The following is a 16833-nucleotide window of genomic DNA, read 5'->3' on the forward strand; positions in this document are numbered from 1 at the left end:
ATTAGTGTATACTTGATTTTGTGATGAGGGTCACGAAACGAAGACCCCCAATAATAAATTCGACGAGGTACTTATCATGAAAATCAAAACAACTGTTGCTGCGTTAAGCGTTCTTTCTGTTCTTTCTTTCGGCGCATTCGCCGCAGATTCTATCAACGCAGAACAAGCGCAAAATCGCGAAGCGATTGGCTCTGTCTCCGTAAGTGCAATCGGCTCAAGCCCAATGGACATGCATGAAATGCTGAACAAAAAAGCCCAGGAAAAAGGCGCATCAGCGTATCAGATCACCGAAGCCCGTAGCGGTGACACCTGGCATGCCACTGCCGAATTGTACAAATAAACCCTCGTCGTCTAGTCCGACGACATTGCCCCCGACTGTCGGGGGCTTTTTTTTATCTCTCAATGACGGACATTAAAACGCAGTTGACCTTCCAGTTCTTCCTCCGCCTCCTCAAACAATAAAATCAATGCGCCATAGCGTCGGCGTGACTTGTCGGGTAAATGTACAAACTCGATCTCCAGCGGTAGCGGCAACACGTCCTTCATGATGATGTCCCACAGGGAATCGAGATCACTCACTTGCTCTTTAGCCAGACTGAACATCCGTGCAAACTCACGGTAGAAGTCGTCCTGATCCTCAATTTCATCAAAATCAAATGTATAGATATTCATCTATCGCCACCTTCCCGGTACCGGGCTGGCTACAGGCCGCCAAGATGTAGGGTTTTCACTTCCAGAAATTCGTCTAACCCCAGCACGGATCCCTCACGGCCCAGTCCAGACTCTTTCACCCCGCCAAACGGTCCCAGTTCGGTGGATACCGCGCATTCGTTTATCCCAATCATGCCGCTTTCAATGGCCTGGGAGACACGGAATACCCTCTGTAGGTTTTGCGTATAGAAGTAAGCAGCCAGGCCAAACGGTGTGTTGTTCGCGCGCTGAATCACCTCTTCTTCGCTGGTAAAGCGGAAGCACGCCGCCACAGGCCCGAATGTCTCCTCACTCGCCAGTTTCATGCCGTCGCTGCATTCCCCCAGCACCGTAGGCTGCCAGAAGTTCCCACCGAGCGCGTGCGGTTTCCCGCCAGCCAGCACTTTCGCCCCTTTCGCAACGGCATCTTCAACATGCTCACGCACTTTATCGACCGCAGAAGGCTCAATCAGCGGCCCGACGACGACACCATCCTCCATACCATTCCCGACTTTCAGCGCCTGAACCGCCTCTGCCAGTTTGTAAGTGAAATCGTCATAAACGGACTCATGAATATAAAACCGGTTCACACTGACGCAGACCTGTCCGGCATTTCGGAACTTATTGGCAATAGCGCCTTTTACCGCCGCATCGATGTCAGCATCGTCAAATACGATATAAGGGGCATTACCACCCAGTTCCATCGACACTTTCTTCATGGTTTCTGCGGCGTTGCGCACCAACGTTTTACCCACCGCCGTTGAACCAGTGAATGAAATTTTTCGCACCGCATGGCTTGCCATGATGGCGTCGCTGATTTCCTGCGTATTACCCGCTACGGCGTTGAGCACGCCATCGGGCACCCCCGCCTTCTTCGCCAGCGTGAGCAGCGCAAAGGCACTCAGCGGCGTGTTGTTGGCCGGTTTTATCACCCCGGTACAGCCTGCTGCCAGTGCCGGACCAAGCTTACGCGTCAACATCGCCATCGGGAAATTCCACGGCGTGATTGCCGCCACCACGCCTATCGGTTCACGGGTAGCCAGAATGCGGGAGCCGGGTTTGATCGGGGGGATGATTTCACCGTTGGCGCGTTTCGCCTGTTCGGCAAACCATTGAATAAAGCTGGCAGCGTACTCGACTTCTCCCTCGGCTTCTTTCAGCGGCTTTCCCTGTTCGGCGGTCATTAGCCTTCCCAGCCAGCTTTTGTTTTCGATAATCAGTTCATACCAGCGGTACAAGATCGCCGAACGCTCTTTTGCCGTTTTCGCCCGCCACGCAGGAAACGCTTTACTCGCCGCCGCAATGGCGTCTTCCGTCTGTTGTTTTCCTGCTTTTGCTACCTTTGCGATCGTTTCACCGGTCGCCGGATTCAGCACATCAAATGTGGTGTCCAGCGTTTTCCACAGCCCATCAACCAGATATCCTGTCTGAAAAAGTTCGTTGTCCTGAAGCGTTTGCATGGTGTTTTCTCCTTCTGATGTCCTGAGTTGCGCACATCGAATAAGTATAGCCATAAAAAAACCGACGCTTTTGGCATCGGTTTCTCAAGGTTAGCTATCGGTCAGCGCATGCTGGTACTTGTGCAGCATGCCGGTCAACCGTTTCACCGGTTCGGTGACCTGTGGTGGCGCTTCCCAGACCCGCAGCTTTTCCTGATACACGTCCAGCTCATCCAGTAGCTGACCAAAGTAACGCCGGCGCTTGTCGTCATTCACGGCTGAAATGACATGGTCCGCCGTACGACGCAACTGCTGGTGGAACGCGGAGAGGTCGTGGTTAACCGGAATCGGCGCATCCCGAAGACGCTGGTGTGCGATGATCATCGTCAGCGCCAGGCGGAACTTCGGCAAATCACCGGGGAATTTGTTCATCAACAGGAACAATTGCTGATAAAGCGCGGGAAGATGGTTTTCTTTACGCCGCACCACATTGGTGGTCATCGCCGAGACGGCCGCCGAGACAAACTGATTGAGCAGCACGCGCCCCGTACGATCGCGTGAATTATCGCGCACGGTGACGATAACCAGGAAAGCCAGCATACAACCTACAATCTGCCCTAATGCACTATCCAGAAACTGGCTGAAGTGGAAGGTCATCGGGTTATCCAGCACGATAATGTTAATGGTACTGGCCAGCGCCCCCATAGAGCCCAGTCGCCGCTTCTGTACTTCGATCCCCAGAAAGAACCCAAGCACCGCAAGGCTCAGACAGAGCAACAGCATACTCTGCTGGGTATTGGGGAGGATCACCAGAAAATAGAGCGCTCCCAGCGGCAGCGCGGCAAGCGTACCGTAGATAAAGTCGATAGCGACCATGCGTGGGTTCGGCAGACGCATCGCCAGAGAGGTGACCACCGCAATCATCACCATCGCGCCGTTGCCGGAAGTCCAGCCGGTCCACAGCCAGAACAGCGCCCCCAGCACACAAGAGATCGTGGTGCGCCAGAAATTCACCATGGCATGGTGGCGCTCGGCGGATTCAACTTTCACCACCGGTTCATCCTGCAGCACCTCTTCTTCCGTGGCGCTGATTTTGGTATTGCTGATCACGCCGCGCTTTAGCAGTAGATAGCGCGTTGCCGCGCCGGCCCAGGTATACAGCGTGACGGGCGTTTCACGCTCGCCGGTCCAGGCAATCACCCGGCGCAGACGCTTAAGCTGTTTATGCACATCCTGCGCGGTTTCAACCGGCATAGCGAAGAACTCACGGAAGGTATCAGTGATCAACTCCGGACGCGTGTTCTGGATCAGATAGGTTTCGCAGGATTGCGTAATCATGGTCAGTGACAGGGTATTGATCGCTTTAAGACGACGATTGGCGCGCGCCCAACGGGAGGACTCCATGTTCAGGTTGCTGCGCATTCCTTCCAGCGCCGTGGCCCGACGCACCAGATCGCCCCAGGCCTTGTCCACTTCTTCACTATCACCATGTTTAATACACAACTGCATCAGTTGGTACTGCGCCACCAGCAGGCTATCCAGTTCGCGATCCACCTCTTGTTTGATCGATCGCGGAGAAAAAAGCAGATCCGCCATAATGGCGCAGACAATACCAATGACAATCTCGCTACAGCGTTCTACGGCAAATTGCGGCGTCAACAGCGGTTCAGTCTGAATGGTAATGACGATAATCAACGCGGTATAGCCCGATAAGCCCCACGCATAGGAATTCTCAACGCGTACCAGCGAGGAGATCCAGGTACAAAACCCCGCCCAGATACAGCACACCAGAATCATCAGTAGCGGTGCGCGAATCATTGCAATGATAATGATCAGCGCCGCAATGCAGCCAATGAAGGTGCCAACAATACGCAGCATCCCGCGATAGCGGATTGCGCCGGAGTACGGTTCGCCCCCCGCCGCAAAAGCCGGGCCTGCCGCGACTATCGCCGCCGTCAGCACCGCCCAGCGCGGTGTTTCAAGCTGAAAGTGAAAGCCAACAAACAGCGCGAGGACAATCGCACTGGCCAGTTTGACCGCAAAGCGAATGTGCTGGTTGGCAATGGAAAAAATGCCCATCGCGATTAACCAAACTCGCGCAGACGGTGCGCCATTTTACGGAAGAACGAGTCGTTATTTTCATCACGATCCTGCTTGCCGGTGATCACTACCGTCGCCGTGGTACCGGCAGGCCACAGATTTTCCCGCTGATCGTCAAGCTGGATACGCACCGGAACGCGTTGCGCGAGACGTACCCACTCCAGATTCGAATCGATCGTCGCCATGCCTTTGTCGTCGCGGGTACTGCTGGCGTTAGTGACCCCTGCCGCGATGCTATCGACCCTCCCTTTTAATACCTTGTTGCTACCCAGCGGGGTAATTTCTGCACGATAGCCTGGGCGAACGCCTTCCAGTTTGGTCTCTTCCATATAGGCCAGTACGTAAAACGTATTTTGTTTCACCAACGCCACTGCAGTAGAGCCGCGCGTAATAAACTCACCGGTATAGACGTTCAGGTTGGTCACCCAGCCATCCGCTGGAGCGCGAATAACGGTACGTTCGAGATCCAACTTTGCGAGATCGCGGGTTGCCTGCGCTTTGGCAAGCTGATGCAATACGGTTTGCAGGACGTTATTAGCCTGGTCAATCTCTTCGCGGGACATCGCCTGCACGCCAAGACGGTTACGACGCCCGGCTTCCTGACGTTTTTCTTGCGCCAGCACCTGGTAATACGCAACATCAGCTTCGGCCTCTTCCAGCGCTTTTTTGTAACGCGGCTGGTCGATGGTGAACAGCACCTGATCTTTTTTCACCAGTTCGTTATCGCGCACGTTAACGTCGGTGATAAGCCCAGCGACATCCGGCGCGATCGCCACAACGTCGGCGCTAAAGCGGGCGTCACGCGTCCACGGCGATTCGGTGTAATAGACCCAGGCGCGGAAGATTGCGATGAACGCCAGGATGACCAGAACGAGGGTAATGGCCGTACGGGAGATTTTTCTTGTTAGTGTTTTCACTTCAACCTCAAACGAACAGGCGCGATATCAAGTAAAAGAGACAGCAATACAGCGCAGTATTAAACAGAGCCGGATGCCAGACAAAATCATAGATGCCTGTAGGCGCCAGCACCCGGCGTACCAGCCAGAAAATCGCCAGTGAAAGAAGCAATTCAAAGAATATCGGTGGGAAGGAGAGACCAAACACCACGATAACGGGAAACAGACTCATGTTGACCTTGATTATAAAGAGAGTGCAGGCGATACGGTTTTCAGCCAGTGTCGACGCCATGAAGGGCAAGGAAAGCCAGGCGAGAGCGACACGGCCTTTATATGAATAATAATATATTACCGTAACTGTTATGCTGTTATCTATAATATGTGATCTAAATCACTTTTAAGCCAGAGTGAATAATGGAACGACTAAAACGCATGTCGGTGTTTGCAAAAGTGGTGGAATTTGGTTCCTTCACCGCCGCCGCCCGCCAGCTACAAATGAGTGTTTCGTCCATCAGTCAGACGGTATCGAAACTGGAAGACGAGTTACAGGTCAAGCTGTTAAACCGCAGCACACGCAGCATCGGGCTGACCGAAGCCGGTAGAATTTATTATCAGGGCTGTCGGCGGATGCTGCATGAAGTGCAGGATGTTCACGAACAGCTTTATGCCTTTAACAACACGCCTATCGGTACGCTACGTATTGGCTGTTCTTCAACCATGGCACAAAATGTTCTCGCCGGGATCACCGCGAAGATGCTCAAAGAACACCCTGGCCTGACGGTCAATCTGGTCACCGGCATCCCGGCGCCCGATCTGATCGCGGATGGTCTGGACGTGGTCATCCGCGTGGGTGCCCTGCAGGATTCCAGTCTGTTTTCCCGCCGCCTGGGGGCAATGCCGATGGTGGTATGTGCGGCGAAAAGCTATCTTACCCAGTACGGTATGCCGGAAAAGCCAGCCGATCTTACCAACCACTCATGGCTGGAATACAGCGTGCGCCCGGATAATGAGTTCGAACTGATCGCGCCGGAAGGGATCTCCACACGCCTGATCCCGCAGGGACGGTTTGTGACCAACGATCCCATGACCCTCAACCGCTGGCTCACTGCGGGTGCGGGTATCGCCTACGTCCCGTTGATGTGGGTCATCAATGAGATCAATCGGGGAGAACTGGAGATCTTACTGCCGCGTTATCAGTCCGATCCGCGTCCGGTTTATGCGCTGTACACCGAAAAAGACAAGCTGCCGCTGAAGGTGCAGGTGGTGATTAACTATCTGACCGACTATTTCATCGACGTGGCGCAGTTGTTCCAGGGAATGCATGGGCGAGGAAAAGAGAAGTAACAAATTGCCCGGTAGCGCTACCGCTTACCGGGCCTACGGATACATCAGTGGTCATTCGACAACTGACAATCAGGCCGTGCCGCCGACCGTCAGGTTATCCACTTTTAGCGTCGGCTGACCCACACCAACTGGCAAGCTCTGGCCTTCTTTACCGCAGACGCCAACGCCGTTATCCAGCTTCAGATCGTTGCCCACCATTGAGATCTGCTGCATCGCTTCGATACCTGAACCAATTAGCGTCGCCCCTTTCACCGGCTTTGTCACTTTACCGTTCTCGATAAGCCAGGCTTCCGAGGTCGAGAAGACAAATTTGCCGGAAGTGATATCCACCTGACCACCGCCAAAGTTTGGCGCGTAGATGCCATACTCTACGGACTCAATGATCTCCTGCGGCGTGGATTTACCCGGCAGCATATAGGTGTTAGTCATGCGCGGCATCGGCAGATGTGCGTAAGACTCCCGGCGGCCGTTTCCGGTCGGCGCAACACCCATCAGGCGCGCATTCAGTTTGTCCTGCATATAACCTTTCAGAATACCGTTTTCGATCAGCACGTTGTACTGACCCGGCGTGCCTTCATCGTCAATGGCCACAGAACCCCGGCGGTCCGCCATCGTGCCATCGTCCACCACGGTGCACAGTTCAGAGGCGACCAGTTCGCCCATATGACCGCTGAATACTGACGTACCACGACGGTTAAAGTCTCCTTCCAGACCATGCCCCACGGCTTCATGCAGCAGCACGCCCGGCCAGCCAGCACCTAATACCACGGGCAGCGTCCCGGCTGGCGCCGCAACGGCGGACAGGTTCACCAGTGCCATACGCACGGCCTCTTTCGCCCAGGCGTCGGCGCGGACGTCACCATCCAGATCTGCAAGGAAATAATCGTAGCCAAAACGCCCGCCGCCACCGCTGGCGCCGCGTTCACGTTTACCGTCTTCTTCCACCTGCACGCTGACCGACAAACGCACCAGCGGACGCACATCAGCGGCCAGCGTTCCGTCGGTAGCCGCAACGAGGATCAATTCATATACGCCGGTCAGGCTCGCCGACACTTCCTGCACTCGTTTATCCGCTTCGCGGGCAACTTTATCCACACGGCGCAGGATATCGAGCTTTTCTTCGCGGCTCATGCTTTGCAGCGGATCGACAGCGGTGTACAGCGCCGGATACTCCACGGCACCGAGAGTCTTCACTTTTCCGTCGCCGCTGTCACGCACGATGGTCCGCGCAGCGCGTGCGCTCTGTTCCAGCGCCTGCAAGCTAATCTGATCAGCATAGGCAAACCCGGTTTTTTCACCGCTCACTGCGCGAACGCCCACGCCCTGATCGATATTGTAAGAACCATCTTTAATAATGCGGTCTTCTAAAACCCAGGATTCGTGATAGCTCGACTGAAAATAGAGATCGCCGTAGTCAAGACGGCGTTCGGCCAGTTGGCCCAGAATGGCAAACAGATCCTGATGTTTCAGGCCGTTCGCCGCTAGCAATTGTTCACTTACCAGGTTCAGACTCATCGTTATTGCTACTCGTTAATGACTGCGATAGAGGATCTATGTACTGAGAGTGGGGCAATTCCTTGCCCCCGTCAAATCATTGCGATTTTTCTTTCCGCGGCTGGCGCAGGACTTCATTAATCTGTGGTTTGTCGATCGGGCCGGTGATCCGATAGCGCAGGATCGAGACTTTACTCCACAGCGGCCCAAGCACTTTACTGGCGGCAAAGACCGCCGCACCCACAATTGGGTTCACCGCAAACGCGGCCGCGACGCCCACCGTGGTGGAGATTTCCGGTGCCACAACCGCTTCGATATTCAGTTCGCGGCGTACCAGATTAACCGACCCTTTCATGGCAATATCCGCTTCCAGTCCGTCCACCAGCGTATCGTCCGTATGCAACTTGCCGTCCTTAATCCAGGCGGTGCTGCGAATGGAGTCGAAGTAAAATCCTTCATTAAACGTATCACTGAAATCAAAACGCAGTTTACGCAGCAGCGCGTCGAAGCTCAGCAGACGCAGCAACTGCCCCGCGTGCCCGGTGCTTAGCTCGGTGATCTCCCCTTTGCCCAGCCGGGTACGGATAATACCGTTCAGCGAGGCTTCCTCCGGCCGCCACGGCGGGTTGCGCCAGTGCAGATCGTAATCAACGTTAAACGAGGCATCGCGTATAGGAGTTGAGAAGCCAAAAAATCCTGCTGCTGCATCAATCTTATTACCCCGCAGTTTCCCTTTTAAGGAAGTACGTTCGCTGCCGGGGGTGTTAACCCATTGTCCGTCCGCCGTCAGTCGGGTGAAGCCGGTATCCAGCAAGCCGTTGCTCAGGTTCAGCGTGTCGCCCTGAATGGCCACATCCGCATCGATACGTCCGTATTTTTGGCCCCACATCCAGCACTCTTCACAGCGCAACTGCACGTCAGGCCAGCCGCGGAAACTCACGCGTTCTACCGATGCGAATGGGGAGGCTGGCGCCTCACGGTTATCTGTTTTTTTGGCGGCGGAGGGGTTGTAATAGAGGTATTTTATGTTCGCCAGCCACGGGGCGTTATTGCGCATGGCCAGCGTGGCGTTGATTTCACGCCCCTGCGCCTCGATTTTTGTCCCATTCGACGCGGCTTCAGAAACGAGACTCAGGTTGTTCCACTGTTGTCCTCCCAGCGTTAACGCGGGGGTACGCAGCGTGACATGTTGTGGGAAATTCGCGTTAGCACCGACGTTGTCCGCCGCGCCTTTCTGGAATAATGCCAGCCATTGCGCACCATCCATCGCAGGCAGATTCAGCTCAATGCCTTCGCGTTCCGGCAAAGGTGGCGTCGTCCGGCTTTCCGCCGTCCAGATTGCACGATCCAGCGTCAGCTTCTGATTCAGTAACCAGCGGCTGTTAAAATGATTTTCCTGCCCGGCACTGCCGGTCAGCGTAAAGCTACGCAGGTCGCCCGCGGCTTTAATTTTAACGGGTAATGCCTCACCCGCTCTTTTATCCAGTGGAGAAGGTAAGTGACTGCTTACATTCCGGAGATCGCCGTTCAGCTCAACGTTGTAGGTCGTGCCGGAATGATACGGCAGGTCGATACCGACTTTGCCATCCCACGCCACGCTGCCTTTGAGTGCGTCATTCACCTGTGCAGGCAAAACGCCGGTACGGGCTGGCTGCCAGTTACCGTTGAGATTCACCGCCACCTGATACGCCTTTGCCCCTTCCGTGGTGCTGAAATCAACGTTTAGCGGCTGATTAAACCAGTTCGCCGTCATCGGTTCGCTTTTCAGATTACCGTTAACGAAGCTGAATTGACCGGTGAGGTTTTTCAGGGTGCTGTCGAGCGGCTTGATAAACAGGCTGTTATCGCGCAACAACACATCGCCTTTGGCGGTAACCTGTTCGCCGTCCAGCGGAATATCCAGATGTAAGCGAGCATTCACATCGCCGTCAATCTGCAGCTGCTCAAGCGTGGCACCCAGCGAATCCTTCAACGGCGTGTCGTCAAAATACGGCCCTACCGCCTTGCCTGGTCCCTGAATATCGGCGTCGATCAGTAACTTCTCTTTGGAGTAATCCGGGATAATGGCCGTCAGGTTGGTGGCCTTCACGCCCCCCAAATTAACGCCATCGGTTTTCATCCACAGGCCGTCGTTAAGAAAATCCAGCTCGATATTCAGATCGGTCAGCGCCGGCCAGTCCGGCTGGAAGGCAAATTTCGCATTACGCAGCGGGACCAGCACTTCAAACTGGCCTTCATTGTGCTTATACGGAAACAAATGCGGATTGCCGCCGTAGACCAGCGTCGCGTTATCCGCTTCACCGCCCTGAATCGCACCGCTGAGATAATCCACCAGCGCTTTGCCCATCAGGTTTTCCGGGAAGTAACGCCAGGCCTGAGAGCCGTCGTTGGTGCTGATGCCCGCCAGAATCCCCAGCCAGGGGTCATCACCAGCCGGTTGCAGATAGCGGAAACCGCCGCGCGCATGAACGGCCTTCGCTTTCACATCGATGTTGCGGCCATCCAGTTGAAAACCTTTGTCATTCTTCAGCCAGTTCAGTGTGGCAACGCCGTCTTCAATTTCTAACGGCGCGCGGAAAACCGTCTCATAGGGCATTTTTGCCTCTTTCATCGCGGCGGTCAGCGACCCGTTTTCCACGCTACCGGAGAGCGTACCGGAGAAATGCTCGGCTCCCGGCAACAGCTTCCACTGTTTCCACGCCAGATCCCGCCATGAAGCCTCGAAACGCGTCTTCTCTGTTGCCTGAAGCGGGATATCAAGCGCCAGGGTATCGATACTTCCACTCGGCTGGGTAGCGCGCCAGATATCACCCAGCGCAGGCGAAAGTTTCGACGCCATCGGGCGCAGCCCCTCAAGCCCGGACAATTCCAGATTGCTGGCGCGGATGCGCAGTTCATCACTGCGTTTTCCGTCTGCGCCGCCGACTTCCTGCTCGGGGATCCAGGCCAGTTGTAACGCCCCGCGCGGCCAGGCCTTGCCGTCCATCGTGATGCGGGTATCGGGAATAGAAAACTGCCAGCCCGGCTGTTCACGACTGATATGCGCCGTCAGATTGTCGACAGAGAGCGTATGGAGGTTATTGTCGCCTTTCCAGCTCGCTCCGCCCTGTTTCAGCCAGACATCACCGCCGGCGATGTCCCCTTTGCTGAGCGTCATCCAGGCTTCGAGGCTAAAGCGCGCAGTCTCCAGCGCCACGTTGTCCTGCATCCATTTGCCCAGCCACGGTTTGACGTCAATGTCGTCAGCCTGTAGCCAGACACGGCCGTTATTCAGCAGACCGTCATCGTCACGCAGATCCATACGCACCTGCATAACGCCGTGTTGACCGGTCAGACTGGAGAGGCTCACCTGGCCTTCTGCACGATGGCGATTTTTACCGTTAACCCAGGTGAGTTGTGGGATCGCCAGTTCGGCGCGCTGGCCGGAAAGCGTCAGAAAGCTGATTTGGCTGTCGCGGAGATCGAAGTGATCGAACTGGCGCAGGAAAAGATCGTTGATTCGGCTGGCTTCCAGCCCGTCACCGCTTTCGCTGCGTTCAATCGGCGTGTTGGTACGGAAATTCAGTTGCCAGAAGGTGAGATCGCGAAACTGCCAGCGCATGTGCAACAAACTTTGCCAGACATCCAGCGCAAGGGTAACGCGTTTAACCGAAAATTCACCGCCGTCTTTCAGTTCAGCGTGAATATCACGCGCCTCGAGGGTGGGTCCGAAATTTTGCCAGTTGGCTGAGATCTGGCTGGCCTTGACCGGCAATCCCGTTGCAGACTCAATTTTGCTGAGGATCGTCGGTCGCCAACTGTCGAGATGGGGTAACGCCAGGCGCAAGCCACTGACCAGCAGCGCTACGACAACGACGAGCGCGGCTCCAGTGAGCAGTAATATCCCCGGCAATCGCCTCACGCGTCTCTCCTTGTCTGCCAAAATAAGCGCCGCTGGTCATGCGACACTGCATCGGTTTACATCATTACGACGTCAAACTGCTCCTGGTTATAGAGCGGCTCGATTTGTACTTTGACCTGTTTGCCGACAAAAATCTCCACTTCCGCCAGAGCGTGTGATTCTTCCCCTTTCAGGGCTTCCGCGACGGCCGCAGAAGCATAGACCAGGAAGCGATCGGAGTCGTAGGCGTGATGCACGCGAACAATTTCACGCATGATCTCATAACAGACGGTTTCTACCGTCTTCACCGTGCCGCGTCCATGACAGGTCGGGCACTCATTACATAACACATGCTCCACGCTCTCACGCGTGCGCTTGCGCGTCATTTCCACCAGACCCAACTGGGAAAAACCATTAATACTGGTTTTCACCCGATCTTTACTCAGCGCCTGCTCAAGCGAATGCAGAACCCGGCGTCGGTGATCCTCATTATTCATGTCGATAAAATCGATAATAATGATGCCGCCGAGATTACGCAGTCGAAGCTGGCGGGCGATCGCCTGGGTCGCTTCAATATTGGTGTTGAAGATGGTGTCATCGAGATTGCGATGGCCAACAAATGCCCCGGTGTTGATATCAACAGTGGTCATGGCTTCGGTTTGATCGATAACCAGATAGCCGCCGGATTTCAGTTCGACCTTGCGCTCCAGCGCGCGCTGAATTTCGTTTTCGACATCAAAGAGATCGAAGATCGGTTGACGACCGCTGTAATGCTCAAGTTTGCTGGTCATCTCCGGCATGTATTCGGCAGTAAACTCCATCAGAGCTTCATAGGTCAGGCGAGAATCCACGCGGATGCGGTCTAACTGCGCATCCGCAAAATCACGCAACACACGCTGCGCCAACGCCAGTTCGCCATACATCTGATAACGGGTCTGCGGGCGCTTTTTGCGCTCCATCACTTTGGTCCAGACACGCTTAAGGTACGCAGCATCTGACGCCAGATCGTCTTCACAGACCCCTTCTGCCGCCGTGCGGATGATAAATCCACCCTGCTCGTCGCAGTACTCGGCGACCACTTTCTTCAGACGCTCACGCTCGGCTTCACTTTCGATACGCTGAGAAACGCCCACGTGCGAGGCGCCGGGCATAAAGACCAGATAACGAGATGGTAAGGTGATGTCGGTGGTCAGACGCGCGCCTTTGGTGCCCAGCGGATCTTTTACCACCTGCACCATCAGATCTTGCCCCTGGCGCACCAGCTCTGAAATATCGCGAACGGTAAACTGCTTCTGCTCTTCGCCCGCCACGCATTCGGTGTGCGGCATAATGTCGGAAGCATGAAGAAACGCGGCTTTATCCAGCCCAATATCTACAAAAGCCGCCTGCATACCCGGAAGTACGCGACTGACCCGACCTTTGTAGATATTGCCTACGATCCCGCGTCGCGCTTCGCGCTCGATATGTATTTCCTGCAGAATACCGCCATCAATGTACGCCACGCGCGTTTCCGATGGCGTTACGTTTACCAACAATTCAGCCGTCATGTTTATCCCTTTTCTCACGCAGTGAGTTAAAATTGCTCAGCAACTCATACGTTTCAACCAGCGGTAAGCCGACCACGGCATGATAGCTGCCATTTATCTTCCTGACAAAACAACCACCTTGCCCCTGAATACCGTATGCACCTGCTTTATCCATCGGTTCACCGCTGGCGATATAGTCAGCGATATCCGCATCCGTCAGCGCTCTGAACGTCACCTCCGTCATCACCAGGCAGTCGAGCACATACTGACTATCCGCCAACGCAACGGCCGTCATCACCTGATGCGTTTGGCCGGACAATTTGCGCAGCATGAACGCCGCATGATGGGCATCACGCGGTTTCTCTAACACTTCACCGTTGAGGATAACGATGGTATCCGCCCCCAGCACGGGGAGATCGCCTGGCGTCTGCGCCACGCCGGCCTGGGCTTTTTCCCGCGCCAGACGCGATACATACTGTTGCGCGCTTTCTCCCTCGCCACGTGTTTCTTCTATTCCCGTGACAATACGTTCGAAAGAAACGCCTAACTGCGTAAGCAGTTCCTGGCGGCGCGGCGAACCGGAAGCTAAGTATAGAGACGTCATAGAAACCTTTATTGCACGGCAAATTGCTGACGGATTTTACGCATCAGCAAGAAAAGCCACGGCCAGAGCACACCGTTGACTACACTACTCCAGAATACTTCAGGTCTGAAAGAGACGTTGATCACTAAAAACTCTGACCAGAAAACAATAATATCCACCACCAGCGAAAGCAACATCACCACCAGCGCCTGCTGCCAGAGCGCCAGATTGCGAAAGAGCTGGAATTTTAGCGCCACCAGATAGGCGATAATGCTCATCGACAACGCCCGCACGCCAAGCGTGGAACCACTAATAAGATCCAGTATGGCACCCATCACGAAACCTGTGCCCACATTGACGCGATGAGGCAGAGCGAGGATCCAGTAGAGTAATATGAGCAGTACCCAGTTTGGCCGGAAAACAATGATCTCTTCCGGCCAGGGCATCACTTGCAGCAACAGTGCGATAAAGAACGAAAGCCAGATAACCCAGCGGCCCTGGCTACGATAGCTTGCCACTACTGGCCTCCCGGCGCACGCGATGGAGGCGGCGTCGTGCCCGCTGGCTGAGCGGCAGGTGATGATGTGACACCGGTCGCTGGTGCAGGCACAGGCGGTGGTGGCCCCATCATATCCGGAGATGGCAGCACTTGCGGCATCATCTGCATCAGTCGTTCATTCGCCACACGATGCACATCTTCCGGCGTCATCGGGTTGGCGCCGTTACGGTCGGCCCCCCACAGCAACAGCAGATAGCGCAGACGCTGCAAGCCCGCAGTCGGACGCGCCTGAATCACCGTATAAGCACGTTGAGTATCCAGCTTAACAGAAGAGACCACGCCAACCGGATAACCTTCCGGGAAACGCCCCCCCAGACCCGATGTCACCAGCACGTCGCCCACACGAATATCGGTATTGGCCGGCAGATGTTCGAGTTGCAGATCGTCAGTGCAACCGTTACCCGCCGCAATTACCCGGATGTCATTGCGCAACACCTGAATAGGCAAGGCATGAGTGGCATCGCAAATCAGCAGAACACGGCTGGTGAGTTTCGCTACCGCGACAACCTGGCCGACAACGCCTTTATCGCTGATCACCGGCTGACCTTCGTAAACGCCGTTTACGCTGCCTTTGTCGATAACCACCTGGTCGCTGTAGGGATCGTTAACCGTGGAGATGACCTGCGTCACCATCTTTTGCTCATCCTGACGCAGCGGCGAACCCAGCAGCTCACGCAGACGCGCGTTCTCCTGTTTATACTGCCCCAGCATCAACAGTTCACTGTTTTTCAGCAGCAGTTCCTGGCGCAATGCCCGGTTTTCAAGCTCAAGCTGGTCGCGTGTTGCGAGCGTTTGCGAGACGCCATCAAGCAGTTCTCGTGGACCATTGGAAATAAAGTAGAAAGGACTGACGGCGGTATCCATGTACGTCCGGATCTGGCTGAACGTACCCAGGCGGCTGTCGGCAATAATCACGCCGAGCGCCACCAACACCGCCAGGATAAGGCGAATCTGTAGCGACGGGCCACGGCTAAAAATTGGCTTCATAAGTTTGCGTATTCTCGTATCAGAGTCGGCAGGACAGCGTGACGCTCTCCTGCCGGTATCCGATTACTCTTCGCTGAACAGGTCGCCGCCGTGCATGTCGATCATTTCCAGCGCTTTGCCGCCGCCACGCGCCACACAGGTCAGCGGGTCTTCAGCCACAACAACTGGAATGCCGGTTTCTTCCATTAACAGACGATCAAGGTTACGCAACAGCGCACCGCCGCCAGTGAGCACCATACCGCGCTCGGAGATATCAGACGCCAGTTCCGGCGGGCACTGTTCCAGTGCAACCATCACCGCGCTAACGATACCGGTCAGCGGCTCCTGCAGGGCTTCCAGAATCTCGTTAGAGTTCAGGGTGAAGCCGCGAGGAACACCTTCTGCCAGGTTACGACCGCGCACTTCGATTTCACGCACTTCGTCGCCCGGATAAGCAGAACCGATTTCATGCTTGATACGCTCTGCGGTGGCTTCACCGATCAGAGAACCGTAGTTACGGCGCACATAATTAATGATAGCTTCATCGAAGCGATCGCCGCCGATACGGACAGAAGAAGAATAGACCACACCGTTCAGGGAGATTACGGCGACTTCCGTCGTACCGCCACCGATGTCAACCACCATCGAACCGGTTGCCTCAGAAACCGGCAGGCCAGCGCCAATTGCCGCAGCCATCGGTTCTTCGATCAGGAAGACTTCGCGGGCGCCAGCGCCCTGTGCGGATTCACGAATAGCACGACGCTCAACCTGAGTGGCACCAACCGGTACACACACCAGCACACGCGGGCTAGGACGCATAAAGCTGTTGCTGTGCACTTGCTTGATGAAGTGCTGAAGCATTTTTTCAGTCACGAAGAAGTCAGCGATAACGCCGTCTTTCATTGGGCGAATAGCAGCAATGTTGCCCGGCGTACGACCCAGCATCTGCTTCGCATCATGACCTACTGCAGCCACGCTTTTCGGTGAACCGGCACGATCCTGACGAATGGCCACAACGGAAGGCTCATTCAATACGATGCCTTGTCCTTTTACATAAATGAGGGTATTCGCGGTACCCAGGTCAATGGACAAGTCATTGGAAAACATGCCACGAAATTTTTTCAACATACTAAGGGATAATCCTGAAAGCTGGGGCGGAAAACAAAATCCGCTTACTTTACCAACCACACGCAGCAGCGACAAGGCGCAAAAATCATCTGCTACGGTGAAAATTAGTGCAGTTCGTTTCCTCTGTTACAAATCTCTACCTGAGTCCCTCAGGGCTGAGCACTTCAGCAGCAATCCTCGCCCTCATTTGCAACCGGTTTAAGGTCATTCACCTGCATGCGTGCTGTT

The 16833-nt window shown here is 55.0% G+C and carries 14 protein-coding genes; 2 read left to right on the top strand and 12 right to left on the bottom strand.

The window, feature by feature from the left end:
* The first annotated feature begins 76 nt into the window (after positions 1 to 76).
* Entirely contained in the window at positions 77 to 340 is a 264-nt protein-coding gene (gene yhcN / locus QNN88_RS15515; RefSeq protein ID WP_042998327.1) for a peroxide/acid stress response protein YhcN, read from the top strand.
* Positions 341 to 399: 59 nt separating this feature from the next.
* Here yhcN and QNN88_RS15520 read toward each other — a convergent pair whose 3' ends face one another.
* The 5 genes from QNN88_RS15520 to aaeX all read right to left on the bottom strand — a co-directional run bounded on the left by QNN88_RS15520 (position 400) and on the right by aaeX (position 5357).
* Positions 400 to 672, bottom strand: a complete 273-nt coding sequence (locus QNN88_RS15520; RefSeq protein WP_414240990.1) for a hypothetical protein — start codon at positions 670 to 672, stop codon at positions 400 to 402.
* Between the two features lie 29 nt (positions 673 to 701).
* Positions 702 to 2150: an NAD-dependent succinate-semialdehyde dehydrogenase gene (locus QNN88_RS15525; RefSeq protein ID WP_414240991.1), complete on the bottom strand. Its 1449-nt coding sequence runs from the start codon at positions 2148 to 2150 to the stop codon at positions 702 to 704.
* Between the two features lie 90 nt (positions 2151 to 2240).
* Complete coding sequence (aaeB, locus tag QNN88_RS15530) at positions 2241 to 4208, bottom strand: p-hydroxybenzoic acid efflux pump subunit AaeB (RefSeq protein ID WP_414240992.1); 1968 nt, start codon at positions 4206 to 4208, stop codon at positions 2241 to 2243.
* Positions 4209 to 4213: 5 nt separating this feature from the next.
* Entirely contained in the window at positions 4214 to 5146 is a 933-nt protein-coding gene (gene aaeA, locus QNN88_RS15535) for a p-hydroxybenzoic acid efflux pump subunit AaeA (RefSeq protein ID WP_414240993.1), read from the bottom strand.
* A gap of 7 nt (positions 5147 to 5153) precedes the next feature.
* Positions 5154 to 5357, bottom strand: a complete 204-nt coding sequence (gene aaeX / locus QNN88_RS15540; protein WP_214140452.1) for a p-hydroxybenzoic acid efflux pump operon protein AaeX — start codon at positions 5355 to 5357, stop codon at positions 5154 to 5156.
* A gap of 182 nt (positions 5358 to 5539) precedes the next feature.
* Between aaeX and aaeR the strand changes: the two genes are divergently transcribed.
* Entirely contained in the window at positions 5540 to 6469 is a 930-nt protein-coding gene (gene aaeR, locus QNN88_RS15545) for an HTH-type transcriptional activator AaeR (RefSeq protein WP_414240994.1), read from the top strand.
* A 69-nt stretch (positions 6470 to 6538) separates the two neighbouring features.
* On the opposite strand, the gene tldD is transcribed toward aaeR, so the two are convergent.
* From tldD to mreB, 7 genes are all read right to left on the bottom strand, one after another.
* Positions 6539 to 7984 carry a metalloprotease TldD gene (gene tldD, locus QNN88_RS15550; RefSeq protein WP_414240995.1) on the bottom strand — a complete coding sequence of 482 codons (1446 nt, stop codon included), beginning with the start codon at positions 7982 to 7984 and terminating at the stop codon, positions 6539 to 6541.
* A gap of 76 nt (positions 7985 to 8060) precedes the next feature.
* The gene (gene yhdP / locus QNN88_RS15555; protein ID WP_414240996.1) at positions 8061 to 11864 is read right to left on the bottom strand and encodes an AsmA2 domain-containing protein YhdP; all 3804 of its coding nucleotides are present in this window, start codon (positions 11862 to 11864) and stop codon (positions 8061 to 8063) included.
* A 56-nt stretch (positions 11865 to 11920) separates the two neighbouring features.
* Positions 11921 to 13390: a ribonuclease G gene (gene rng / locus QNN88_RS15560; protein WP_414240997.1), complete on the bottom strand. Its 1470-nt coding sequence runs from the start codon at positions 13388 to 13390 to the stop codon at positions 11921 to 11923.
* Positions 13380 to 13973, bottom strand: a complete 594-nt coding sequence (locus tag QNN88_RS15565; protein WP_414240998.1) for a Maf family protein — start codon at positions 13971 to 13973, stop codon at positions 13380 to 13382. Before QNN88_RS15565 ends, rng begins: the two co-directional genes overlap by 11 nt.
* Before the next feature lie 8 nt (positions 13974 to 13981).
* Positions 13982 to 14470 carry a rod shape-determining protein MreD gene (gene mreD, locus QNN88_RS15570; protein ID WP_414240999.1) on the bottom strand — a complete coding sequence of 163 codons (489 nt, stop codon included), beginning with the start codon at positions 14468 to 14470 and terminating at the stop codon, positions 13982 to 13984.
* The gene (mreC, locus tag QNN88_RS15575; protein WP_414241000.1) at positions 14470 to 15498 is read right to left on the bottom strand and encodes a rod shape-determining protein MreC; all 1029 of its coding nucleotides are present in this window, start codon (positions 15496 to 15498) and stop codon (positions 14470 to 14472) included. Before mreC ends, mreD begins: the two co-directional genes overlap by 1 nt.
* 63 nt (positions 15499 to 15561) lie before the next feature.
* On the bottom strand, positions 15562 to 16605 hold the full coding sequence (gene mreB / locus QNN88_RS15580; protein WP_000913396.1) for a rod shape-determining protein MreB: 1044 nt from the start codon (positions 16603 to 16605) through the stop codon (positions 15562 to 15564).
* Positions 16606 to 16833: the final 228 nt, after the last annotated feature.

Origin of the sequence: Citrobacter sp. ANG330, assembly GCF_047467925.1 — a bacterium.
Lineage (GTDB): Bacteria > Pseudomonadota > Gammaproteobacteria > Enterobacterales > Enterobacteriaceae > Citrobacter_A > Citrobacter_A amalonaticus_G.

Coding starts and splice junctions, on each gene's coding strand:
- rng (WP_414240997.1), bottom strand. CDS start 13,390: ATGACGGCTGAATTGTTGGTAAACGTAACGCCATCGGAAACGCGCGTG.
- mreC (WP_414241000.1), bottom strand. CDS start 15,498: ATGAAGCCAATTTTTAGCCGTGGCCCGTCGCTACAGATTCGCCTTATC.
- mreB (WP_000913396.1), bottom strand. CDS start 16,605: ATGTTGAAAAAATTTCGTGGCATGTTTTCCAATGACTTGTCCATTGAC.
- aaeB (WP_414240992.1), bottom strand. CDS start 4,208: ATGGGCATTTTTTCCATTGCCAACCAGCACATTCGCTTTGCGGTCAAA.
- aaeX (WP_214140452.1), bottom strand. CDS start 5,357: ATGAGTCTGTTTCCCGTTATCGTGGTGTTTGGTCTCTCCTTCCCACCG.
- aaeR (WP_414240994.1), top strand. CDS start 5,540: ATGGAACGACTAAAACGCATGTCGGTGTTTGCAAAAGTGGTGGAATTT.
- QNN88_RS15520 (WP_414240990.1), bottom strand. CDS start 672: ATGAATATCTATACATTTGATTTTGATGAAATTGAGGATCAGGACGAC.
- tldD (WP_414240995.1), bottom strand. CDS start 7,984: ATGAGTCTGAACCTGGTAAGTGAACAATTGCTAGCGGCGAACGGCCTG.
- yhcN (WP_042998327.1), top strand. CDS start 77: ATGAAAATCAAAACAACTGTTGCTGCGTTAAGCGTTCTTTCTGTTCTT.
- QNN88_RS15525 (WP_414240991.1), bottom strand. CDS start 2,150: ATGCAAACGCTTCAGGACAACGAACTTTTTCAGACAGGATATCTGGTT.
- QNN88_RS15565 (WP_414240998.1), bottom strand. CDS start 13,973: ATGACGTCTCTATACTTAGCTTCCGGTTCGCCGCGCCGCCAGGAACTG.